Below are 23570 nucleotides of genomic sequence, written 5' to 3' on the forward strand. Positions count from 1 at the left end.
GATTCTTACGCTCTGTCACGCTCCGGATTCCTTTTCTTCTGTTCCCATACCTGTCCTGGCAAACACCATATCATACCCGTCATTCCCATAATTCAGAGAACGATTTACTCTGCTGATGGTCGCTGTGGAAGCCCCTGTTTTTTCGGCAATATCCAGATATGTTTTCTGAGCCCGAAGCATTCTTGCAACTTCAAAACGCTGGGATAAAGACAGCAGTTCATTTACCGTACATACATCTTCAAAAAATGTATAACACTCCTCTTTATTTTCCAGACTTAATATTGCTTCAAATAAATGGTCTACGGCTTCTGTCCTTAATTTTTTGCTCATATACCCTTCTCCTTTATGTATTACTTCTTTTATAATCATATCTTATAAATAATCCTGTAGTGATTTTAACATACTAAAGTCATGAAGTAAACACATATTTTCATGTTTTCTTTTATTCTGTATATACTCTGTTAAGATACCCTTTCAGAAGTTCGCTGTGAAAATTCACCACCAGTTCTTCCGGAAATTTTACCATATCCAGCATCTTTCTGGCATACCCATGTTCTCCCACCTGTACATCCACATGGGCATCTGAATCCATCACTACCGGCACCTCATATTCCGCACACAGGCCCAGCATTTCCTGATATCGTTCCACCGGATCACCCCGAAAACTTCCGGGAGACAGAGAGGCATTGTTCACTTCCAGAAGAACATGGTATTTCTTTGCTCCCTGAACCAGCCTTTCATAATCAACAGGATAACGCTCGTCATCCGGATGGGCAATAATATTGACATAAGGATTTTTCATGGCTCCGATATATGCATCTGTATTTTCCTCCCTGGTACCTGACACATAACAGGGTGTGTGGAGGCTGGCCAGCGTCAGATCCATGCCCTTCAATATATGTTCCGGCAAATCCACATGCCCCTGATAATCCAGAATATTCAGTTCCGCCCCATACAGCACCGTCATATTCCCATGTTTTCTGGGCAGTACCCGGAAATTCATAAAATACATGTTATGACAGCTTCCGGGCATGGCAGGCGCATGTTCTGTCACTGCATAGATTTCAAGTCCTTTTTCTTCCGCCGCCCTTATCATTTCATTTCTTGTATTATAAGCATGTCCGCTCATAATCGTATGGGTATGCAAATCTACTTTATCCAACATATCATTCCTCTTTTCCAGCTCCTGTCTGCTTTTGTTTCTGCTACTATTCTAGCTGTTTTATCAGAAAATTGCAAGCAGGCCAAAGCAGAGATATCACCGGATTCAAAGACTTTGCACACACTTTTTTCCTTTTCACATATTTTATAAAAAAGAAAACTGCATATAATTATGGAGGAAATTATGAAAAAAAATTTATCACGCTTTATGGCACTGGCTTTATGCCTTACCGGGGCTCTGATGGCCTTTGCAGGATGCGGAAATCCAAAAAAGGCAGACAGCAAAAACACTGTGACCGACGTAACCTTAAATGAAGTGGCTCATTCCATCTTCTATGCTCCCATGTATGTCGCCATCGAGGAGGGCTATTTTAAAGAAGAAGGCATTAATCTGGAACTGGTTACGGGTTTCGGCGCCGATAAAACCATGACTGCCGTTCTCTCCGGCGAAGCTGACATTGGATTTATGGGACCGGAAACCACAGTCTACACCCGCAACGAAGGTTCTGACGACTATGTTGTTAATTTTGCCCAGCTTACTCAGCGCGCCGGCAACTTCCTGGTGGCCCGTGAGGAACTCCCGGATTTCACCTGGGATGACCTGCGTGGAACAGAAGTACTTGGCGGAAGAAAAGGCGGTATGCCGGAAATGGTATTTGAATACATTTTAAGGCAGAACAACATAGACCCTGCGAATGATTTGTCCATTGACCAGAGTATTGATTTCGGCTCCACTGCAGCGGCATTTTCCGGCGGAAAAGGAGATTTCTCCGTTGAATTTGAGCCGGGAGCTACTGCACTGGAAAAAGAAGGAGCCGGCTATGTGGTCGCTTCCCTCGGCGTAGATTCCGGTTATGTCCCCTACACTGCTTTCAGTGCAAAATCCAGCTATATGGAAAAACACCCCGACGTGATACAGAAATTTACCAACGCTCTGCAAAAGGGGCTGGAATACACCCTTTCCCATACACCGGAAGAAATTGCAGAGGTAATCTCTCCCCAGTTCAAAGAAACAGATATGGATACGCTTACTACCATCATTTCCAGATACCATGAACAGGAAACCTGGAAAGAAAATCTGATTTTTGAAGAATCCGCTTACAATCTGCTCCTGGATATTCTCTCTGAATCGGGAGAACTGACTGACCGCCCTGCTTACAAAGATTTAATTGATTCCTCCTTTGCAGAAAAAGCTGCAAAATAATATGTAACATATCATACAGGAAAGACCCCGTCACCATAAGCGTGAAAGTGTCTTCCTGTATGATAAAATTAAAAATACGCCGGGTTTTCGCCTCCGTTTCTGTCGTTGCCTGTCAGTTCACATTGTCCGAAAATCAGCCTGACAGCCTGCAGCGTGAAAATCGGACCTGAAATTCCTGATTTGCCTTCTGTCCAAATTTCCAGCTTCCATCTCCTGTTATCCATTCCTGCGCATCCTGTATATCTTCGTGAGTGAATTTCCAGACTTCCACAGGTGTTTCATTGCTGAGAATACGCTGCAGATATGCATAATGTTCCGGCTCTCTCCAGGCTGAATTCTTCTCCAGGGTATCCAGATATTTATCTGAAATATAACGGACATAGTACCTGGGCAGTTCTGCCACCAGGGCATCCTCATCCATTACCCTGAGTTTCACCGTCCTGTATGTAGTTTTCCGATAAGCATCCGTCACCTCATAAATAATATCAAACTCTGCTCTGGCTTCTGTCTGCATTTTCAGAATCTGCGAATCAAAATCCTTCAACTGCAGTTTCCCGGTCAGATTCCCGTCTTCCACATCTTCTGCCGAAGCGCGCTCCACAAGGATATCCGCTGTAATCTCTCCGCGATTCGCCTCTTCTTTCAGATAATAAAAAATTTCTTCGCTGTGAATTTCCGGATAATTGTTATATTTTACTTTCACCGGAAATTCTTCCTCCGTAGTATACCCGTTACTGTCGGTAACCGCAAATTTTATGCGTACCGTAATGGTTTCATCCTGCTCCAGTTTCAGATAATAGGTATCCAGCAGAAAGTCTTCCGGAACGTCCTCATCGTATACTTTCTCATAAGCCTCCTGGCTTCCGTTTTCTGATTTGGGATACGTAATTTTTACAATTCTGATTTTATCATTCAAATCCGGATAATCCGGATGATTTTCCCTGCAATTGTCTTCTTCGTCATGGGCAGTCAGACAGGCCGTCAAATCCTCTTTTGTGACATCTTCCCCCTCATAGAATTCCAGACTGCTGCCCGGTGTTACCACAATCGTGGGAAACGCATTCCATTTTGCCAGAAAATTAAGATACAGGGATGGAAAAACCGCCTGCTTATTTCCCGGTGCCAGAACTGAATCCACAGGCTGATACGTTGCAGCCGGTTCCAGAGTCCTGTCCGAAACACCATGCACCCCTTCTGCTTCTTTGTAAATATGTGCTGCAACGTCCTGATGATGTTCCTGATATAATTTGTTCTGAGACAGATTCCATCCCTCAAAACAGTATTTTACCCGGCAGTCATAAGGCTTCCCATCCTGTGTATATTTCCTCTGATTTTCTTCCCTGGCAAATTCATTTTTCCGGAACTGGTAAAGATTCTCCATGGAAATTCCATATTCTATCATATTGGTTCCGGAAGTAGCTCCGTTGCCGCTGTAGGCCATATTGATATCCCGATATCGGAAATAGCGGTATACAACGCCCGGCCCCTGTATGTTTTTAAGGTTGGAACAGCCTGTATACTGATACAGGGGATAAGAGGTATCCTCTGTTCCCCAGGCAGTCCCGGCAATTTCTTTCCCCTGGGCCGCTTCTTTTTTCTCTTTATCTCCCAGTTTTACAAGGGTACGAAAACGCCCGTTTTTGAAATATACCGCCCGTTGAAACTGTATCGTTCCCTGTGCGGTCACCTGAAGCTGATATGCAGCCCCTTCCTGCGGCACCATGGATAATCCGGCTGTCTGCGATACTCCGGCAAAAGCGGAAGCAGAACTGCCTCCGGCCTCAGACTGAAACTGCCCGATTTTTGTTCCGGCAGGCAGGCCGATAAGAGATACCGTCACATCTGGCTGTCCGGTCTTTGCCGTTACCTGTCCCCGTTCCTTATCCCAGGACAGCAGCACACCTGTGTATTCTCTGGCATCTCCTGCTGTTTTTTCAAAATCACAGGGGACGTCCGCGTAATCTTCGCAGGAAATCAGAAAATTATATCGCGCATACCATATAGCGTCACCCAGTTGCCGGTAATCTGCAATTCCGGCCGCTGTCAGTTTGCCGTCTGCCGCAATCATCTGAGTGCCGCCGACAGGAGCATTATCGTATCCCTGAAACACATATCCTGTTTTTCGTGGAATTTCAATGCTTCCCGTCTGCTCTCCTTCTTTCAGAATACTGGTACACTCCGGGTTCAGATACCAGCCATGTTCATATTTTTCATAAACATTCCCCGTTCCTGGAGTCTCCGGAGTATCAAGACGCCTGTCAAGAGTAACCGTGTATATATTCGGCATCCATTGGGCATATAGGGTGACCACTCCATTTTGTATTTCCGTAAGATTTTTCACGCTCTGTCCGCTTTGATAATACCTCCCAAATGTCTGCATCCCCCATCCCAAAAAGGTATAGCCAGGACGGCTGAACTGATTGCTTTTCAGGGTAAACGGCTTATCATAGACTGCGGACTGGTCTTCCATGGTTCCGCTTCCTCCATTGGCGTGATATCTCACCGTATATTTATTCGGAACCATCTTAAAACCAAACACAGAATTATGGTATTCCCCGGAAGCTCCATAGTTGGTGATTCCTGTATTATTGGTATCTATGGCAAATTTAAAATATCCGTCTCCCGTCCAGGACGCCTCTCCTTCTTTCAGCTTATCATCCGGTTTCTGTATCCGCTTATTTTCCTCTTCAATGTCAAACCCCTCCAGATCCTCATAAATGCTGTTATCAAACCGAATCTGATATCCCCGGTAGCCATACAGGAATTTTCCGCAAAGTTTAAAATAATATCCATTGTTGTGGGCGGGAACACCTGCTGAACCAAGAATGGGAGAAGCGCCTGCGCCGTTCTGCGCGGTTTTTTCCCATTTCTTTCCCGATTCAACATCAAAGGAAAATGGATCATGCAGCTTTATCACAGTATCGGTGGTCCATTCCCAATTGTCAATATTGGAAATATCCCCTTTCTGATTTTTCAGATACCGCAGACTCCAGGAAATATTCTGACTCTTATAGGAAGAAAGGGATTTCACACCCATATTAATCCTGTACCATCTTCCCTTTTCCACTTTATCGCCTTCTTTTCTCAGAAATATATAGAAATGGCCTTCTTTCTTCCTGTAGTCCTGCTGCTCTGCATAATATTCTTCCTTTGTATTATACCGTTCAGCCGAAATCACTTCCTTTTCTGATAAATCCGGCATTTTCTCTTTCCCTTCCGGATTCTGTTTTTCTTCTGTCCGTTCTGTCTCTGATTCCGAGCTGACCTCTGTTTTTTCTGTCTTCAATTCCCATTTTTCTTCCGTCAGTTCTGATTGCGGTTCCTGGCTTTTTTCCGCCCGTTCTGCATCCGGCTCCTTCTCAGATTTTTCTTCCATATTTTCCTGCTGCCTTTGTCCGCAGTTCGGATATGCCTCTGTCATTTCCGCAGATTTCAGATTCCCTGTCATCAGCACAAATGACAACAGTATACAGGCAATTCTCAATCCCGTTACCTCCTTTATTTTTATTCAAATACAGCGTCCAGTATCAGATTTTCTTCTACTGCTGCATGGGCCGGATCCCATTCCTGGCTCTCTCCCTGTTTCACCCAGCAGCGAAATGTCTTACCATCCTTTTTGGGTGCTTCCGGCAGAACAACTGTGCCGCCTTCATACAGAGAATACCTGTCATACACTTCCCCCTCTGACAGAAATGTCACGGTATGGTACGCCCTCTTTTCGGAATATTCTTCCAGAATCACAGATTTCCGGCAGACAGCTTTCTTCTCATTCCCCAGAATATTCCGATATGTCTCTGTAATTCTCACATCCAGAACTCCCCGCTTTGCATCCGCACTCAGAATCTCCACCTGCAGCTCGGAATCCGATTCCACCTGCAGAAGCAGAAGCTGATTAAACCGGGCAACCAGCTCCTGCGGTGATTCCGGGCCATTCTCTTCTTCATTCTGCAGTTGTTCCAGGGCCTGTTCAATAGCCGTATTCAGTGATGTTTCCATTTCATTTTCCCGCACATGCTTTCCGCTGACTGCCAGTGTAATTGCCAAAACCAGCATTGCCAGAACGGCCAGTGCCAGGCCATATACCGTCTGTTTCATATTCCTCCCTGCCTGTAGTCTGTCAGCAGTACAAATTTCCTGACCGCAGATTTTCTCTGCCCGTCTGTGGTCTTAAGTTCCAGCAGATACATGCCCCGCTCAGAAAATACCATTTTATGTGCTGCCCTGTCATAACAATCCATTCTGTCGTTTCCGTGTTCATCCTGAATATCCAGCACTTTAATCTCCGTCTGTATTCCCTCTGCATCCCTTCCCTCAAACACCTGGGCAATTTGGATTTCCTCCCCTGGTTTCCAGATTTTGGAGGTTCGGCGGATGATTTCAGGAGATTTGCGGCTGCAGATTTTCTTTATTTCTCCGGAATCTGCATAATCCTCATAACGTTCTTCCGGAACATCCATATGTTCTCCCAGCCTGTCCGAAAATGACAGGGCAGACAGAACCGAATATAATGCCGCAAATATCAGTCCGGCCAGCAATATTCCTGCCATGATTCTGTAACTTTCTTTCATTTCAGCTCCTTCTTAACAAATACTCCGGGAAAAAGACAGAAGCATCTCGTATAAACCTGCTCCGCCCAGTACAAATTCTGCCGCCATTCCCGCTATTACCACAGCCGCCGTTCCGCCCAGCAGTATTCCTGCATATTCGTCTATGATTTCTCTCATATCAGTTCCTCCGCTTCCTTTCACTTTATCGTATCACACAACCATCGTTAATATATAACAGAAAATTCCCACAAAACCGCCTCCGGCAATCGCATAGACAATGGAACCTCCGAATTCTTCCAAAATTACTTTCATACTGCCTCCTATCTTGCAAATCCCCGTATTTCATGATCAGATACCAGATTTAACACAGGGATGGCATAATCAAAAGAAAGTATCACTTCTGCCATCTGCTGCCTCTGCTCCGTATCATACACCAAATCTGCAACTGTCAGTTCATAACCTCTGCTGACTGCCTGACTCTGACAGGCCGCAATCACACCGGGATTAAAGTTACTGCACTCAATTTCACTGATTACATCAGCATGATAACTTCTGGCTGCCGCTGCCTCCATTCCCGCTGCCACCACGCCGATTCCCACAAGCCCCATCAGCATCAGAAAAAACAGCCCCAGATACGTTTTCAATACCTGCCCCATCTTCTCCTCCTTTCGCTCAAAGCTGCATCTGTCCCAGAAACACTATCATAAATACCACCATATTGACGATGGTATGAAAAGATACGGTAACCTGAGGAAGATAAAAAACGCCATTGATTCCCGCAAGATTTTTCTCATTGGTAAATTTTTCCGCCTTGTCCAGCATTTTGCTGTTGCGCTGTACCAGAATCCGTATCTGGGCCTGCGCATCCCCGCTTCCTGACTCTGAAATCGCATAGAGCATTTTCATGGAAGACTGCACCGAAGAAAGCTGAAATTTTGTCAGGAAATTCAGATAAGGTTCCATGGAATCCGGCTTTCTTTTCAGATTATCCGACAATATCTGCAGCTCTTCTCTCAAAACTGCCGGAGCATGTTCTATGGTCTTTTCTATGGAGACCTGTACATTATTTCCCTGCATCAGCAATGCCATTTCCATAAGCCATGCCGGAAATACACGATTAATTTCCTTTACTACCCGGTCGTATGCCAGCCGATAACCCATTTTATGCTGGTTGGCCAGAATCCCTCCTGCTGCCGCAGCCAGCAATGCCCCGGCGGAATGCCCTGACAGCCAGATAACAAAACTGACGGTAAAAAAACCGCCGCCCAGAATCAGGCTCTTTTTTCGCTCCGTTTTTTCATCAAATTCCATCACCATATGATAATACCGGAACCATTTTTCTTCCTCTTCCGGATTGTCCTGCACCATCCAGCTTCCGGCAATTTCCCTGCTGGCTCTCCGGAATATCAGAATATTCAGCAGCAGATAAATGGTCGTGCTGATTTGAGTAACCGGATGCTCCACAATGGCATACTGTTCCGGCATGGAACGATACACACTGTGAAAAATAACAGCCAGTATCATGGTCACTGCCAGAGAAAAAATGACTCTGGTACGGGCTGCCCTTTTATCCTCCTGCAGCAGAAGAACATTGTCCGCCCATACTGCCTTATCCTGCAGCAGCAGGTCTATTCCCTCGCTACAGGAGCCGCCGTTGCTTTCCACCATCCGCAGATACTCATGAATGGCCGGCAGGCGGCTGGCAGGATACTCCTGTTCAATCAGCGCAAAGGCCTCACGGTACAGCTCCCGCTGATACTTTCCCTGCTCAATATAATCCACAGCCTGGCCAATTACCATATGCATCCGCCCGCTCCCGAACAGGGCCCAGGTATCTTTCAGGGCACTGATAATCTTCTGATTCGCACGGAAGGAATACAGAATCTGCTCCATATAGTCCGACACATCCAGAAAACGTTTATGCTCGTACCTCTGTTTATATCCGTCCAGAATCAGAAACGGCAGGATTCCGACACATACCAGCCCGGTCACCACCACAAAATACCAGCGCAGAGAAAACAGCATACCGCACCCTGTAATTCCTGCCGCAGCAGTCAGAACAAACAGCACATACCTCCCCATGGAAAAATGATAGCCATAACTGTCAATCTGTTTCTGCAAATCTGCAGGATGGAACAGATAAGAGAATCCCGTCCTGCGGAAATAATTTTTCTTCTTTTTCAGATTCTGTTTCATACTTCCTTCCCTTCTGCCTTCCTGGCAGTTCTTACCAGTTCCACATCCAGAGGTTCGTAAGGACATGTTTCCGGACATTGAAAAGGTTCTGATATTCCGGCCCGCATCATCCGTTTTAATATATCCCCCGGAATATTTTTGGAAATCAGTTTTCCGTCTTCCACCAGCATATAAATGGCGTTCCGGCCATTCAGGCGGTCGTAAAAACACATCTGGTCAATATACCGCTCCAGCATCCCATATTCGTTTTCATACTGCCTGAGCAGTACGCCCACGCTGATAAACTCATAAATATAATTTTCCAGCCGGTCCGCATCTCTGGAGCGTCCAATCATATTCATAATCCGATCCGGCAGATTACGCAGATCATCCAGGTGCAGAGTGGTAAACCCGTACACTCCGGTAGACCACTGCTCTAACAGATACTGCACCTCTGTGGACCTGGCTTCAGACAGAATAATCCATTTCGGATTCTGTCTGAGACAGAGCTTAATCGCATCCGTATAGCTCAGTTCTTTACTTACCTGCAGTTCCACACAATCGTTTTCCGGGTTGATTTCATGAAAATGCATTTCCAGATTATCCTCAATGGTAATTGCCCTCTGATTTTCCGGAATAAAACGGGAAAAGAATTTGGCGCATTCTGTCTTTCCCACTCCCGGCTCTCCGCAGAAAGCAAAATTCATTTTCGCTTTCACACAATTGATTAAAAGGCTTAAAACCTCTATGGAACAGTAGCCGCTTTCCAGCATACTTTCTACGGTATGCCGCACTTTGGGCAGAGATTTGCGTATACAGATACTTCGGCCTGACACTGCCGCTGACTCATGCACAATGCTGATTCGAAGTTCATTTGTCTCTGCTTCCAGTACATTACTGGCTCTGTTAAAGGGCTTGTTCACCCGATTGGCAATCCGGTGGGTAAATCGTTCCACAAATTCTTCTGTTACCTCTGCTTCAGCCCGGTACCTTCCCTTTTTCAAATCGGCAATCCACAGTGTTTTCCCGTTATAATCAATATCTGTCACATTTTTATCCTGAATATAGGGATAAAAAGGACCAAATTCTGCCTCTGTTAATTCCCAGCTATATTTCATTATTCCTCCAATCTGTTATTATGGAACAGAACCTGCTGCAAAATATGAAGATTCCGTATGATATACCTGGCGTATAGCCGCAGGTCCGTAATATATTGTGACAATCCATTATTTTGCAGCAGTCCCGTCTCAGCCGAAGAAGTTCAGTCTGACCTTTCGGCAAAACATTCAGGCACACGATGGGATTCAGGACATACCTGTTTTTGCAAATAATTCACTGATCATTTTTGCAAAAGCAGTATGCACCGGCCCTTCGGCTGCCAGCAAAAATCCCACTATTGCAATCAGAGCAACAATGGCAACTGCTGTAACAATAATGCCGCTGTATTCCTCGAAGATTACTTTCATACTTATTCCCTCCTTTCTGCGGACAGAATAATCCACGATTTTGCTGTACATTTCATGCATTGGTAATCGGCGAAATAAAATGCCAATTGATTAAGAACAACTGTCTGTCATTCCTATGCAGAAAATAAAAGATTGTGATGTGCCGGCAAAGAAATTACCGGCGGTAAGATAATAAAGTAATAAGTTGTAACCAGAATTGCTTCTGTGATGGTATTGTAACTCCTGATTCCGGAAATTGCAATTAGGCACTATTAACAAAATTTTTCTGCCGAAAAAAAGCCCTGGGAAAGGAAATCCGCTTTCCACAAGGCTTTTTGCATGTCAAAAGGCTTTATAAATTTTCTACTTTTTTCACTGCTTCTTCCAGGTAAGGATTCTCTATTTTATGGAAATTTCCTTCATCTGCCAGTCTTGCATACTCCGGCTCCAGAGGCATTCTGCCCAAAACCGGCAAATCAAGTTCCGCTGCCGCTTCTTCCAGATGGCTCTCTCCGAATATTTTTATTTCCGTTCCGCAGTCCGGGCATTTCAGAAAACTGTAGTTTTCCACAATGCCAAGTACCGGAATATCCATCATTCCCGCCATATTGATTGCCTTTTTCACAATAAGCTGCACCAGTTCCTGCGGAGACGTTACAATTACAATCCCGTCCACCGGAAGAGACTGGAACACGGTCAGGGGGACATCCCCGGTTCCTGGAGGCATGTCCACAAACAGGTAATCCAAATCTCCCCAGTACACATCATGCCAGAACTGTTTTACGGTAGATGCAATCACCGGCCCGCGCCAGACTACGGGAGACTCCTCATCATCCACCAGCAGATTCAGAGACATGATTTTCGTACCGTCCTGGGCAGGTATGGGAAACAGACCCATATCATTTCCTTCTGCCGGCCCGTGAACTCCAAACATTTTCGGAATGGAAGGCCCGGTAATATCCGCGTCTAAAATTCCCACTTCATATCCCTGTTTTCTCATTGCTGCCGCCAGAGATGCGGTAACAAAAGATTTTCCCACACCTCCTTTGCCGCTTACAACGCCAATTACTTTTTTCACACTGGAAAAGGGATTCAGTTCCTCCAGAAAACTCTGAGGCGTACCTCCGTTCTGACTGGGACATCCTTCGCAACTTTCTCTTGAACAACTCGATGCACTGCTGCATTCCTTATTCTCTGCCATTCTGATTCCTCCTGTAACATAAATTTCTTTTCATTTTGATTAAAATGCTGTCAGATTTATTAAATTTCATGCCCAATATTATGCCTGCATACGGTCTTTCCATTTCTTCCGTTCCACCAGGCGTCCCATACAAAATGCAATAATTCCAACGCCAATTCCTGTCTGAACGCAGAACAGCAGGCTTTCCACTTCTCCCGGCAGTTCTCCGCCAATCAATGTTTCCAGTACAGGCGTAAACCAGGGCTCATAATCCTCCTGAATCCCTTCCACTACCTGGCTTCCCGCATCATCCGAACCGCCAAACTCCGCTCCCTTTAAAGCCAGTAACGGTATTACTACCAGCAAAACTGCCGCCGCCAGAAGAAGTATCATAATCTTTTTATCTGTCTTTTTCATTTTTATCCCTCCTGTACCTTTTTTCTCCCGGAAGTTCCTTTCTCCAGATATCCCACACTTTCCAGTTCCGGCCGGGCATAATTTTCCAGTGTAATAATAATCACCGTGGTGAGAAATCCTTCTATCAGTGCAAGGGGAATCTGGGTTGGAGCAAAAACACCCAGAAATTTTCCGGCAGACGCCAGAACACCGCCCTGCTCGGAGGGATACGCCAGGGCCAGTTGGAAGCTGGTCACACAATAGGTAAAAAGATCCCCCAGCGCCGCCGCCAGAAATACGCTGACTCTGCGGTTTACCTTACACTTTCTGCACAGTCCGTAAACGCCCCAGGACAGCACAGGCCCCGCAATGGCCATGGAAAAGGTATTGGCTCCCAGACTGGTCAGCCCGCCATGGGCAAGCAGAACCGCCTGGAAAATCAGCACGATAATGCCCAGTATACTCACCGCACCCGGTCCGAATAAAATGGCTCCCAGACCTGTCCCGGTCATATGGGAACAGCTTCCGGTAACAGAAGGAATTTTCAGAGAAGATATTACAAAAATAAAAGCCCCCGACATGGCCAGTATGGTAATGTTCTTCCGATTCTCTTTCAGTTTGTTCCGAATGGAAAAAAATCCTCCTGCCAGAAAAGGTATGCACACAATCCCCCAGGCAATACAGAATCCTATGGGCAGGTATCCCTCCATGATATGCATGGCGTTTACTTCAGGCGCCACTGCGAATCCCGCTGCAAAGGCAGTGAGCATTATCAATAATTTCTTCTGTTTCTCTGTCATATTCCTTCTCCTTTTCTGCTGAATAACAAACAGGCAGCTGCGAAACAATAAACTTCATCTCTGCGAACTGCGCATACTATTTTTATCTTATAGGAAATCTATATGATTTAGTGCTTCACAGTGGAACAGTATTTCCTGTAAGATAAAAAAATACCGCATTTCCTGCATTTCGTACAGCAAACCGGTATCATCTGCAATTTCCCGTTCTCACACAGAAAACCGCACCTGGATAATCCATTCCGAAAAACCTTTTCCCGGATATCTTTCGGAACGGGTAATCTGCAACCAGTTATCTCTCGTAACTATTTGCATTCCGTTACAAAAGGCAGGTCTTCTGACTCAAGTTTCTGCATTTTCTTTCACCTTCCCGGTTTCCCAGTGGTATCTGACAATGTATCTGAACCATACGCTGTCTGCGAAAGAAAACTCCGCTTTTACAGTGGCGGGACCGTATGAGATTCACACTCATTTCCCTATTATCCTGCAATCCTGCAGGCACCTTCCGTAATTATATTTTCTGATACTGAATATCTCTCAGTATTTTATAATCATATCACGGCAGCAGAAAAATGTCCAGAACTTTTCTTTCTCTCCTCCGGGCCAGGGTAACAATGCGTAAAAGCAGAATTACGGAACATCAAAATAAGGGCTTCCAATCATTAAATCTTCTGCCAGTATATCTGCAAATTCTGCCACTATCCGCTTTTTTTCCTCCCAGAATTTTCTGGCTTTTTCCGTCACCATAGGATTCACTTCCTTTTTGTTGGAATTCTCCATAATATGATAATATGCGGCTCCATAGCTTGTGGCATGTATATTTCCCATAGCCATACAGTCCCACACAATTCCCATGGCCCCTTCCTCATCCAGTAAATCTGCCTCCATCAGCAAAATCAGTTCCAGACTGGTATCTTTCTTCTTCAGCAGTTCTTTATTGGAATGGGCATAAATCAGACGTTCTACCCTGTCACGAAATGTTTCGTCCATATGGTGGCACACTGCATATTCATGAAATGCTTTTCCGCTCCGCAGGGCATGGCGGTTATTATCCTGATTCATGTAGCCGATGTCATGAAAAACAGCCGCTGTATATAAAGCATCTTTATCCACATGTTCCATACCTTCCGTCAGACGGAAACACCAGTGCAGCACCCGAATGGTATGCTGAAAACGGGAACGGAACGGATGTCTGGGATTGGGTGAATCTATACCATGATTTCTGGTAAGATATTCTTTCACATAAACCAGATATTCCATATATTTTTCGTTCATCATATCTCCTGCCCTCCCTGTATGTTATGGATATTTTTACAAATGCATGGCTTTTGCCAGTTCTTTTGCCTGTCTGGGATAACTGTTTTCCCGTATCAGCCCTTTTTTCAGAAGTATTTCATACACCTCCAGCAGTTCCGGCTTTCTCAGATGCGCCCGCTCCAGAACAGATTCATCCCGGAATACGGACAGTGCTTCTCCGTCTGCTATCACCTGTCCCTGGTCAAAAACCAGTACCCGCTCTGCCCAGCGGTACGCAAAATCCACATCATGGGTGGAAACCAGCAATGCTTTACCCTCCCCGGACAGTTTCTCCAGAACTTCTTCCAGCATATCTGCACTGAGCGGATCGAGGGCCGCCGTGGGCTCATCAAACAGTATCACTTCTGAATGCATGGCGATAATATCCGCAATACTGACCCGCTTTTTCTCCCCGCCGCTTAAATAATGGGGCGGCCTGGTTCTGTACTCCTGCAAATCCATATACTCCAGCGCCTGATTTACCCGCTCTCTTACTTCTTCTCTGGACAGTTTCAGATTCATGGGGCCAAAGGCCACTTCTGCCTGCACGCTGGAGGCAATAATCTGACTGTCTGCATCCTGAAACACAAATCCCACATGCTTCCGCAGCTCATTCAGATTTTTTTTCCCTGTTTTCTGCCCTTCATAAAAAATTTCTCCGGTTTCTGCCTGCAGCACACCGTTCAGGTTCAGAAAAAATGTGGATTTTCCGGCTCCGTTTGCGCCCATCACTGCTATTTTTTCTCCTCTTCGAACAGAAACGTTCACATCCTTCAACACGGGATTTCCGGGATGATATCCATATGATAAATGCCGTACCTGTAAAATTGTCTCCCTGGATTCCACAGCTTCCTCCTCACAAAATCATGAATTTCTATACTTCAAAGTAAAAGGGCCCTTCCTACCGGAGAATCAAAAGCAACATAATCAGGCTGCCTTCATAAGCCGCCAGCAATGCCACCTGCCATATTTTCAGCTGCTTTTCCTCCTCCCAGAAAGGCAGTTCCCCTTCGTAACATCTTGATATCATGGCATCATAACAGGCATTTGCTTTTTTCAGGGAAAGCAAAAACAGATTTCCGCCTGTCTGGCCAAAAGAATAGCAGGAAGTCTTAAAATCCGTATACCCCAACCGTGACATGGCCGCAGTCTTCATCCTGCCCTGTACTTCTGTTAAAATAAAAATGAAACGATAAATCATATCCATCAGTTCCACAATTATTCGGGGAACGTGAGCCTTTTTCAACACACCTGTCAGTTCATGGGCCGGCGTTGACAATGCCAGAAAATACATGGCGCTTACCGCTCCCATAGCTTTCAGAACCAGCTCCGCAGCCTGTTTTATCCCCTCTTCTGTTACATACAGATAAAACCAGTTCAGTGAAATCCTGTAATCTCCTGCCGGAGACCTGGATATGCCGCAGGCTACCGCCGCACTGCCCAGTATCAGAAATGCGACCGGAATCTTCAGAAATCCTGTATAATCGTAAAAGGATACGCCGTTTACCTTTACATTCATAAATCCCATGGTCAGAATCACTGCAATGGAAATTACCGGCTGATTCAGCAGAATGCACAACAGCAGGATACTGCAGGCGGATATTACTTTATAGCTGTCATTCCAATGACGTATTCCCGACTGGCTGGCATAATAATCCATGCTGTTCACGCTGTGGGAATGACGTCTGTGACGATGAAATATCATTTCTGGCCCCTCCAATTGCAGGTTGAACTGAGTCTTTCCTGTAAGAAAACAAAGCAGACAGGTCCGCTTCAACTCCCTGAATCCCTCAATCATGAGGGACCTGGACAGTTTGCTGCGCGCGAACGGATTGCCTGGCAATAAATTTCCTCTCCGCGAGCTGCGCATCCCGCCCGGAGGGTTTTCTCTTATAGGAAATCTATATACTTTGGCACTTCACAGTAACATGGTATTTCCTGTAAGATGAAAAAGAGAACTGCTGCTTTGCAACAGTTCTCTCAACTTATCAAACTCTGTTCTCTTAAAAATAGCTGTTATAATTACTTCCATAAGAATAATTATAATTATAAGCTCCGTTGCGTCCATAAGTATTCGCCTTACTTGCCTCATTCTGCGCGTAATAATCTACCATGGAAGCCTTTGTAGATACGGAGTAGCCATAAGAACCATTTCCGTTAAAAAGTCCCTTCACCACATCCATATCTGCTTTCATGAATGTCTCTTTGTCAAGGCGCAGCGTATCATCTTCTGCTATGGAGATTCCGATTTTATCCAGAGTCTTCTCATTGGTGTCTGTCAGATGAGTCAACTGCCGAACCGCCCGGTCGATGGTAGACGTATTGGTATCTTCTGCATTATTAATCAGAGCATTGTAATCATCCACAAAGGATTTCACTTTATCGTAAATCGCATTTACATCATAGTCTTTCTTCACAGTGCCGTCTGCCTGTTTTACATCTACCTTCCGGAATACATTTTTATTTCCTCTGGTAAGCAATGCATCTGCTGACTTCTTCAAATCATCCGCACTGTTCTCTATCTTGGTCAGTTTCTTCGTAGAATCTTTCGAAACGGACGTGGATGTGGATGGACGCATTGTCTGTGATACGCTGGAGGGTCCCTGCCGATTGGAATGTGTCCCGTAATATGCTTTCAGCAGCTTATAATACCCGCCGTTGCGAATGCTTGCATAATCAGCCAGAAAATTCCCGGAACCAATTCCGGATGAGCCTGAATTCAGGCTGGAAAACAATGTGTTTACCGAATTAGCGTTATTTAATCCAAAAAATGCCATAAACCTCACTCCTTTGAATCGGGCGGACATCCCTGTCTCTTCCCCTGCTTACAACTTTCTCACTGTCTGAAATTACTGTTTTCTGCTCACAGTTATAAAAATCCCATTTACAGTTTACTTGTATGTATTATACCATTTTTCACCGATATTGGCAATATTTTTCTGAAAATCTGACTAAACTTTTGTAAAAGGGGCGCGGACTGAACTGTTGCGAACTTTTATCTCCGTTCAGAGATCTTCAATCTGCCAGTCCACCGGTTCTACCCCATTGGCCTGCAGGAATTCATTGGCCTGACTGAAATGTTTGCAGCCGAAAAATCCCCGGTATGCCGACAGAGGGCTGGGATGGGGAGCTTTCAAAACCAGATGCTTCGGATTCGTCAGAACAGAACCTTTGTTCTGAGCCGGCCTGCCCCACAGCATGGACACAATGGGCCTGTCCTGTGCATTGACTGCATGGATAATCGCATCCGTAAACTGTTCCCATCCCTGCCCCTGATGGGAGTTGGCCTGATGGGCCCGGACAGTAAGTACCGTGTTCAGCATAAGCACACCCTGCTCCGCCCATTTAACCAGATATCCGTTATTGGGTATCCGGCAGCCCAGATCCTCATGGAGCTCCTTATAGATATTTTCCAGAGAGGGGGGCGCTTCCACCCCTGGTTTTACTGAAAAACAGAGACCATGGGCCTGCCCTTCGTTGTGGTAGGGATCCTGCCCCAGAATCAATACTTTCACCTTGCTTAAAGGCGTCAGATGCAGAGCGTTGAATATATCGTCTGCCGGCGGATAGATAACCCTTGTATTGTATTCTTCCCGGACAAATTTGTAGAGTTTCGCATAATAAGGCTTCTTAAATTCCTCTCCGACTGCCTCTACCCAGTCGTTTACCAGCATTCCCATCGTAAATAACCTCCACTGTTTCCTTTACTGACAGCGGCCGCATTCGGACCGCTATATCCTCATCGACACGCCTTTCTGTGCCAGGTATCGTTTTAAATCCATAATTTCCAGTTCTTTGTAGTGGAACAGGGAAGCCGCCAGCGCCGCGTCTGCGCCGCCTTCTGTCAGCGCCTCATAAAAATGCTCTCTGGTACCTGCGCCGCCGGATGCAATCACAGGAACGGAAACATGATTCGCAATAGTTCCCGTCAGTTCCAGATCATAACCGGCTTTTGTACCGTCGCAGTCCATACTGGTCAGGAGAATTTCTCCTGCCCCCAGCTCACATGCCTGGATTGCCCATGCTACCGCATCCAGTCCCGTGTCAATCCGGCCGCCGTTTTTATATACATTCCATCCGCTGCCATCCGGCCTTCTTCTGGCATCTATGGCAACTACCACACACTGGCTGCCAAACTTGTCCGCTGCTTCCTGAATGAGATTCGGCGTATTGATGGCAGAAGAATTGATGGAAATCTTATCCGCTCCTTCCCGCAGCAGCACACGAAAATCTTCCACCGTACGAATACCTCCGCCTACCGTAAAAGGAATAAACACCGTCTCCGCCACTCTGCGTACCATATCCACTACCGTATTTCTGGCATCGGAAGACGCGGTAATATCCAGAAACACCACTTCGTCCGCCCCTGCCTGGTCATAGGCCGCCGCAACCGCCACCGGATCTCCCGCGTCTTTCAGATTCACGAAATTAACTCCTTTTACCACCCGCCCGTTATGTACATCCAGACAGGGAATAATCCTTTTTGTAAACATGTTCAATCCTCCCCTGTTCTGGTAAAATTCTGCAGAATCTGCAGTCCCACGGAACTGCTTTTCTCCGGATGAAACTGGCAGGCAAATACACGATCCTGCTCCACGGATGCATGAATATTCACACTGTATTCCGTGGAAGCTTTTACGATTTCTTCATGTTCCGCTTTCAGATAAAAGGAATGGACGAAATATACGAAAGCTCCCTCTGCCACCCCTTCAAACAGCCTGCCCTGATTCTGAAGATGAAGGGAGTTCCAGCCGATATGGGGTATTTTCAGTCCGGGCCTGTCAGGTATCTTTAAAATTTTTCCCTTTAAAACACCGAGCCCTTCCACTCCGCTGTTTTCTTCGCTTCCTTCAAACAGTAACTGCAGACCCAGGCAGATACCCAAAAAGGGCGTCTGCCTGTCAATTACTTCATGTATTACTTTGTCCAGCTCAAATTTCTTCAGTTGCTCCATTGCCACCCCAAAAGCGCCGACTCCCGGAAGAATCACTTTATCTGCTTTCAGGATTTCTCTGAAATCCCTGGTGACAATACTTTCTTCTCCCAGGTATTTCAGAGCTTTTTCCACACTTTTCAGATTTCCTGCATCATAGTCAATAATTGCTGTCATCGTTCTGCTCCTGTCTGTTACTCGGACTCTGAAAGGCCCAGGCTGTCAATCACATCGTACAAAGCATAAGTGTAATCTTCCTTTTCATGTATTGCATACAGCGTTCTGGCCTGTTCCAGTGTCATACTGTAATTTTCAGACAACAGCTTCTCCAGATCCATCAGCATTTTATCGTATTCTGCTGTGGCTCCGGCCTTGACCGCATCAGAAACATTTTTATCATATCTGCCCAGACCGCAAATCAGCGCGTTCAGTGCTTCCGGATGCATATTCTGTTCCCGGTACATATAATAATTCCGGAACTGCTGCTGTACATAAGCAGTATATTTTGCCTTATTATACAGTTCTTCGTCCGCTGCTTTTACCTTGGCTCCCTGGGTAAAACAGGTATATGCTTCCACATAGTCCCCCTGCTCATAATACTTCTTCGCATTTGCCACATCTATGGTATAACCTACCTGGGTGGTAATCAGATTAATCAGAATTACCAGCGAAACGCCCACCAGCATGATGAGGAATACCGGTTTCTTCGGCAGCGGTTTGGTTTTTATTACTGTTTTTGGCTCTTTCGGCTTCTTTTCTTTCTTCGGCTTCGCTGCTTTTTCCTGGGCCTTCTGAGCTTTCTTCTCTTCTCTTTCTTTCTTTTTCTGTGCTTTCTTCTCTGCCTTTTCTTTTTTCTTCTGAGCCTTCCGGGCTTTGGCGTCATCTTCCTGCTTTCCTTTTTTCCTTTCCAGTTCCCTCAGAATATCAATATTTTCATCCGAAATATTCTCAATATCTCCGATTTCCGGAATTTTATCCTCTTCGCTTACTTCCACTTCCTCTTCGCCAAATAAGGCCAGGGACAGTCGTTTAAAGAATCCGGGCTTTTCATCGCCCTTTTCTCCTTTTTCTCCCTTTTTCCCTTTTTTCTTCTTTTTGCCTTTTCCAGGCTCTTCGTCCTCTTCCGACAGAACTTCGTCCAGTTTTTCCTGCTCTTCTGTGTTCTTTTTGCCGGCTTCCCTGCCCTCTTCCATCTCGTCCAGTCCCAGCCCGTCAATTTCTCTGGACAGTTCCATAGCCATGGATTCCATTTCATCCATGGGCATGTCACCCTCCTTTGGAGCTTCATTATCCGGCGCTGCCGCCATATCTTCTTCCATTTCAGGAATCATATCATCCAGCGGTTCCATACCAAAGGATTCGTCATTGCCTTCATCCATGGTGTTAATCATGAAATCCTGTTCTCCGTCGCCAAAATCCGTACTGATTTCGTCCAGGTTCGATTCCTCATCTGAAAAATTCTGCAGAGATTCCTCGATGGGCAGATCTCCTTCTCCCAGGGTATCCACTTCTCCCGGCTCATCTTCTCCTCCGAAAGTGTCAAAATCCCCGAACGTATCCAGGTTCCCGAAATCATCAGGAGCTCCAAAGGCATCCATTTCCTCCGGCTCATCCATGGTGTTCTGTTTCACATTGTTCACAATATGGTCGATATCTTCCATATCGAAATCCATACTTCTGTCTTCCGCGAAATCTTCTTCCGGTTTATTCCTGCTTTTCTCAAACTCCATCAGAAAATCATTTTCATCATCTTCTGAAAAGGAATTATTAAATTCTTCTAAAAAATCTTCCTCTGTTTCCTGAATATCTTCCGGACTGTCTTCCACTCCCCGCAATAATCTGTCCAGGTAATCTTCTCTCTCGTTCAAAGATTCCACCTCCGGTGCTTTCATTATTTATACGGCGTATCATATCTTTCAATATTATATCATAATCATTTTCATTATACAAATTATTTTTAGTTCTTAAAACTGTGCACCGGCGCAGGTATTCTGCCGCCGCGGCTGATAAAGGCCTCGCAGCCGAATTTATTGACAGGCATTACAGGCGCATGGCCCAGAAGTCCGCCAAACTCCACCGTATCGCCCACATTTTTTCCGATTACGGGAATCAGGCGCACAGCAGTGGTTTTCTGGTTAATCATACCAATAGCCATTTCATCTGCAATCACACCGGAAATTACAGAGGCGGGTACGTCCCCTGGAATGGCTATCATATCAAGTCCCACGGAACATACGCAGGTCATGGCTTCCAGTTTCTCCAGCGTCAGCGCTCCGGCTTCCACCGCGTCAATCATTCCCTGGTCCTCACTGACCGGAATAAATGCCCCGCTTAATCCTCCCACATAGGAGGAGGCCATAATTCCGCCTTTTTTTACCTGGTCATTCAATAACGCAAGGGCGGCCGTAGTACCTGGCGCACCGGCATATTCCAGACCGATTTCTTCCAGTATTTCAGCTACGGAATCACCGATGGCCGGCGTGGGCGCCAGAGATAAATCTATAATTCCAAAGGGTATTCCCATTCTTCTGCTGGCTTCCTGAGCCACAAGCTGTCCCACACGAGTGATTTTAAAGGCTGTCTTTTTGATGGTTTCGCAGAGCACCTCAAAATTCTCATTCCGCACCTGCTCCAGAGCCTTTTTCACAACGCCCGGCCCGGAAACTCCCACGTTAATAATGGCGTCTGCTTCCGTGACTCCGTGGAATGCCCCTGCCATAAACGGATTGTCGTCGGGTGCATTGCAGAAAATCACCAGCTTTGCGCAGCCCAGAGAATCATTTTCCTTCGTATATTCTGCTGTCTGAAGCACAATCTCACCCATGAGCTTCACTGCATCCATATTAATACCGGTTTTTGTGGAGCCTACATTGACGGAGCTGCAGACGCGCTCTGTCTCTCCAAGAGCCATCGGAATGGAACGAATCAGATTCTCATCTCCCTTTGTCATTCCTTTTGACACCAGTGCGGAATAACCGCCGATAAAATTCACACCTACTGTTTTGGCCGCCCTGTCCAGTGTTCTGGCAATAGATACAAAATCCTCCGGCGTCCGGCAGGCTGTCTGTCCCACCAGTGCAATGGGGGTTACGGAAATCCGTTTATTTACAATGGGAATACAGTAATTCCGCTGGATTTCTTCTCCTGTCTCCACCAGACCGGCTGCTGTTGCGGTAATTTTTTTATAAATATTTTCATTTAATTTTTCCAGATCAGAATCCATACAGTCCAGCAGGCTGATACCCAGAGTAATGGTGCGGACGTCCAGATTTTCCTGCTCTATCATTTTATTGGTTTCTTTTACTTCCCAGATATTTATCATTGTGCCGCTCCTTAAATTCTGTGCATTTTATTAAATATTTCTTCCCTCTGACATTTGATGGACACGCCGATGTTCTCTCCCACCTGCTCCAGTTCTCCGGCACACTGGTCAAAGGAATTGGTTGCATTACTCATATCCACAATCATCATCATATTAAAAAATCCCTGTACTATGGTCTGACTGATATCCAGTATATTAATGTCATGTTCTGCCAGATATGTACATACCCCGGCAATGATTCCCACGGTATCTTTTCCTACAACTGTAATAATTGTTCTGTCTGTTTTCTTTTCCATTCTTTCCTCCAGTTCTTAAAATTCAATAATATCGGAAACCATATCGCGTCTGGCCACATAAATAGGAAAATCTCCTGCATGGTAGGGATTATCTGCAAGATCTATTTCCAGACGTACCGTCTCATAGGCCAGCTTTTCGTAATTATTCTCCTTACTTAAATGCCCCAGAATCACTGCTTTAAAATTATCGTGAAGCACCTCGCTCAGCAACCGTCCGGACAGTTCATTGGACAGATGGCCCCGGTCTCCCAGAATCCGCTGCTTCAGATAGTAGGGATAAGTGCCCACCTGCAGCATATGTACGTCATGATTGGCTTCCAGCAGCAGCACATCCAGATGCTGCAGCCTTTCTATAATATAGTCATCATATCTTCCCAAATCTGTCATAACCGCCATGGATTTTGACCCATGGCGGAGAATAAATGCAGTGGGCATTGCGGCATCATGGGAAATAGACACGGGATTTATTCGGATATCTCCCAGAGTAAATTCCCGGTCCGGTTCAATTTCCCGAAAGAGTTCTTCCGGTATCTGCCCTGTGGTTTTACACTTTAAAATAGCTTCCCAGGTTCCCCTTGTGGTATAAATGGGAATTCCGTACCGTCTGGCTATCACCCCCAGGCCGCTGATATGGTCGGAGTGCTCATGGGTAATCAGAATACCGTCCGCATCCTTTGCTGTGTGTCCGATTTCATTCAGTCCCTGCTCCACCCGCTTCCCGCTGATTCCCGTATCAATCAGCAGGCTGGTGGTATCTGTTCCTGCAAAAATGCAGTTTCCGCTGCTGCCGCTGGCAATGCTGCACAGTTTCATGTTCT

Annotated in this window: 25 protein-coding genes and 1 riboswitch; of the genes, 1 reads left to right on the top strand and 24 read right to left on the bottom strand. The window is 45.7% G+C overall.

Features of this window, described 5'->3' with window-relative positions:
- Positions 1-15 precede the first annotated feature (15 nt).
- Together VSQ32_10485 and VSQ32_10490 are read right to left on the bottom strand one after the other, a co-directional pair.
- The gene (locus VSQ32_10485) at positions 16-330 is read right to left on the bottom strand and encodes a YerC/YecD family TrpR-related protein (protein ID MEH2943273.1); all 315 of its coding nucleotides are present in this window, start codon (positions 328-330) and stop codon (positions 16-18) included.
- A 112-nt stretch (positions 331-442) separates the two neighbouring features.
- Positions 443-1165: a phosphatase gene (locus VSQ32_10490; GenBank protein ID MEH2943274.1), complete on the bottom strand. Its 723-nt coding sequence runs from the start codon at positions 1163-1165 to the stop codon at positions 443-445.
- 180 nt (positions 1166-1345) lie between these two features.
- Here VSQ32_10490 and VSQ32_10495 point away from each other — a divergent pair, with 180 nt between their 5' ends.
- On the top strand, positions 1346-2365 hold the full coding sequence (locus tag VSQ32_10495; GenBank protein ID MEH2943275.1) for an ABC transporter substrate-binding protein: 1020 nt from the start codon (positions 1346-1348) through the stop codon (positions 2363-2365).
- A 133-nt stretch (positions 2366-2498) separates the two neighbouring features.
- Here VSQ32_10495 and VSQ32_10500 read toward each other — a convergent pair whose 3' ends face one another.
- The 22 genes from VSQ32_10500 to VSQ32_10605 all read right to left on the bottom strand — a co-directional run bounded on the left by VSQ32_10500 (position 2499) and on the right by VSQ32_10605 (position 23565).
- Positions 2499-5849: an InlB B-repeat-containing protein gene (locus VSQ32_10500; GenBank protein MEH2943276.1), complete on the bottom strand. Its 3351-nt coding sequence runs from the start codon at positions 5847-5849 to the stop codon at positions 2499-2501.
- 20 nt (positions 5850-5869) lie between these two features.
- Positions 5870-6460, bottom strand: a complete 591-nt coding sequence (locus tag VSQ32_10505) for an InlB B-repeat-containing protein (protein MEH2943277.1) — start codon at positions 6458-6460, stop codon at positions 5870-5872.
- Positions 6457-6933 carry a hypothetical protein gene (locus tag VSQ32_10510; GenBank protein MEH2943278.1) on the bottom strand — a complete coding sequence of 159 codons (477 nt, stop codon included), beginning with the start codon at positions 6931-6933 and terminating at the stop codon, positions 6457-6459. Before VSQ32_10510 ends, VSQ32_10505 begins: the two co-directional genes overlap by 4 nt.
- 12 nt (positions 6934-6945) lie before the next feature.
- Positions 6946-7089 (bottom strand): hypothetical protein, encoded by a 144-nt coding sequence (locus VSQ32_10515; GenBank protein ID MEH2943279.1) that lies wholly within the window; start codon positions 7087-7089, stop codon positions 6946-6948.
- A 143-nt stretch (positions 7090-7232) separates the two neighbouring features.
- Entirely contained in the window at positions 7233-7568 is a 336-nt protein-coding gene (locus VSQ32_10520; protein MEH2943280.1) for a hypothetical protein, read from the bottom strand.
- Between the two features lie 16 nt (positions 7569-7584).
- Positions 7585-9108 carry a hypothetical protein gene (locus tag VSQ32_10525; GenBank protein ID MEH2943281.1) on the bottom strand — a complete coding sequence of 508 codons (1524 nt, stop codon included), beginning with the start codon at positions 9106-9108 and terminating at the stop codon, positions 7585-7587.
- Entirely contained in the window at positions 9105-10205 is a 1101-nt protein-coding gene (locus VSQ32_10530; GenBank protein ID MEH2943282.1) for an ATPase, T2SS/T4P/T4SS family, read from the bottom strand. The genes VSQ32_10525 and VSQ32_10530 overlap by 4 nt, the downstream gene beginning before the upstream one ends.
- A 186-nt stretch (positions 10206-10391) precedes the next feature.
- Positions 10392-10553: a hypothetical protein gene (locus tag VSQ32_10535; GenBank protein ID MEH2943283.1), complete on the bottom strand. Its 162-nt coding sequence runs from the start codon at positions 10551-10553 to the stop codon at positions 10392-10394.
- Between the two features lie 331 nt (positions 10554-10884).
- Positions 10885-11733: an Mrp/NBP35 family ATP-binding protein gene (locus VSQ32_10540; GenBank protein ID MEH2943284.1), complete on the bottom strand. Its 849-nt coding sequence runs from the start codon at positions 11731-11733 to the stop codon at positions 10885-10887.
- Between the two features lie 78 nt (positions 11734-11811).
- Positions 11812-12129: an energy-coupling factor ABC transporter substrate-binding protein gene (locus VSQ32_10545; GenBank protein MEH2943285.1), complete on the bottom strand. Its 318-nt coding sequence runs from the start codon at positions 12127-12129 to the stop codon at positions 11812-11814.
- A 2-nt stretch (positions 12130-12131) separates the two neighbouring features.
- On the bottom strand, positions 12132-12908 hold the full coding sequence (locus VSQ32_10550; protein MEH2943286.1) for an energy-coupling factor ABC transporter permease: 777 nt from the start codon (positions 12906-12908) through the stop codon (positions 12132-12134).
- Positions 12909-13214: 306 nt separating this feature from the next.
- Positions 13215-13426, bottom strand: a riboswitch (cobalamin riboswitch).
- 109 nt (positions 13427-13535) lie between these two features.
- Complete coding sequence (locus VSQ32_10555; GenBank protein ID MEH2943287.1) at positions 13536-14183, bottom strand: HD domain-containing protein; 648 nt, start codon at positions 14181-14183, stop codon at positions 13536-13538.
- Positions 14184-14216: 33 nt separating this feature from the next.
- A complete protein-coding gene (locus VSQ32_10560) occupies positions 14217-15047 on the bottom strand; it encodes an ABC transporter ATP-binding protein (GenBank protein MEH2943288.1) in 831 nt (276 codons plus the stop codon).
- Positions 15048-15102: 55 nt separating this feature from the next.
- The gene (gene cbiQ, locus VSQ32_10565; protein ID MEH2943289.1) at positions 15103-15906 is read right to left on the bottom strand and encodes a cobalt ECF transporter T component CbiQ; all 804 of its coding nucleotides are present in this window, start codon (positions 15904-15906) and stop codon (positions 15103-15105) included.
- 298 nt (positions 15907-16204) lie between these two features.
- Positions 16205-16978, bottom strand: coding sequence for a hypothetical protein (locus tag VSQ32_10570; GenBank protein MEH2943290.1), 774 nt, complete (start codon positions 16976-16978; stop codon positions 16205-16207).
- 228 nt (positions 16979-17206) lie between these two features.
- Entirely contained in the window at positions 17207-17881 is a 675-nt protein-coding gene (gene ung / locus VSQ32_10575) for a uracil-DNA glycosylase (protein MEH2943291.1), read from the bottom strand.
- A 51-nt stretch (positions 17882-17932) separates the two neighbouring features.
- Positions 17933-18694 carry an imidazole glycerol phosphate synthase subunit HisF gene (gene hisF, locus VSQ32_10580; GenBank protein ID MEH2943292.1) on the bottom strand — a complete coding sequence of 254 codons (762 nt, stop codon included), beginning with the start codon at positions 18692-18694 and terminating at the stop codon, positions 17933-17935.
- A 2-nt stretch (positions 18695-18696) separates the two neighbouring features.
- Entirely contained in the window at positions 18697-19311 is a 615-nt protein-coding gene (hisH, locus tag VSQ32_10585) for an imidazole glycerol phosphate synthase subunit HisH (GenBank protein MEH2943293.1), read from the bottom strand.
- A gap of 17 nt (positions 19312-19328) precedes the next feature.
- A complete protein-coding gene (locus VSQ32_10590; GenBank protein ID MEH2943294.1) occupies positions 19329-21002 on the bottom strand; it encodes a hypothetical protein in 1674 nt (557 codons plus the stop codon).
- 89 nt (positions 21003-21091) lie between these two features.
- Complete coding sequence (locus VSQ32_10595) at positions 21092-22456, bottom strand: PFL family protein (protein MEH2943295.1); 1365 nt, start codon at positions 22454-22456, stop codon at positions 21092-21094.
- Positions 22457-22467: 11 nt separating this feature from the next.
- Entirely contained in the window at positions 22468-22752 is a 285-nt protein-coding gene (locus tag VSQ32_10600) for an ACT domain-containing protein (GenBank protein MEH2943296.1), read from the bottom strand.
- A gap of 15 nt (positions 22753-22767) precedes the next feature.
- Complete coding sequence (locus VSQ32_10605) at positions 22768-23565, bottom strand: MBL fold metallo-hydrolase (GenBank protein ID MEH2943297.1); 798 nt, start codon at positions 23563-23565, stop codon at positions 22768-22770.
- Positions 23566-23570 lie beyond the last annotated feature (5 nt).

The organism is Lachnospiraceae bacterium JLR.KK002, assembly GCA_036941025.1.
Classification (GTDB): Bacteria; Bacillota; Clostridia; order Lachnospirales; family Lachnospiraceae; genus Petralouisia.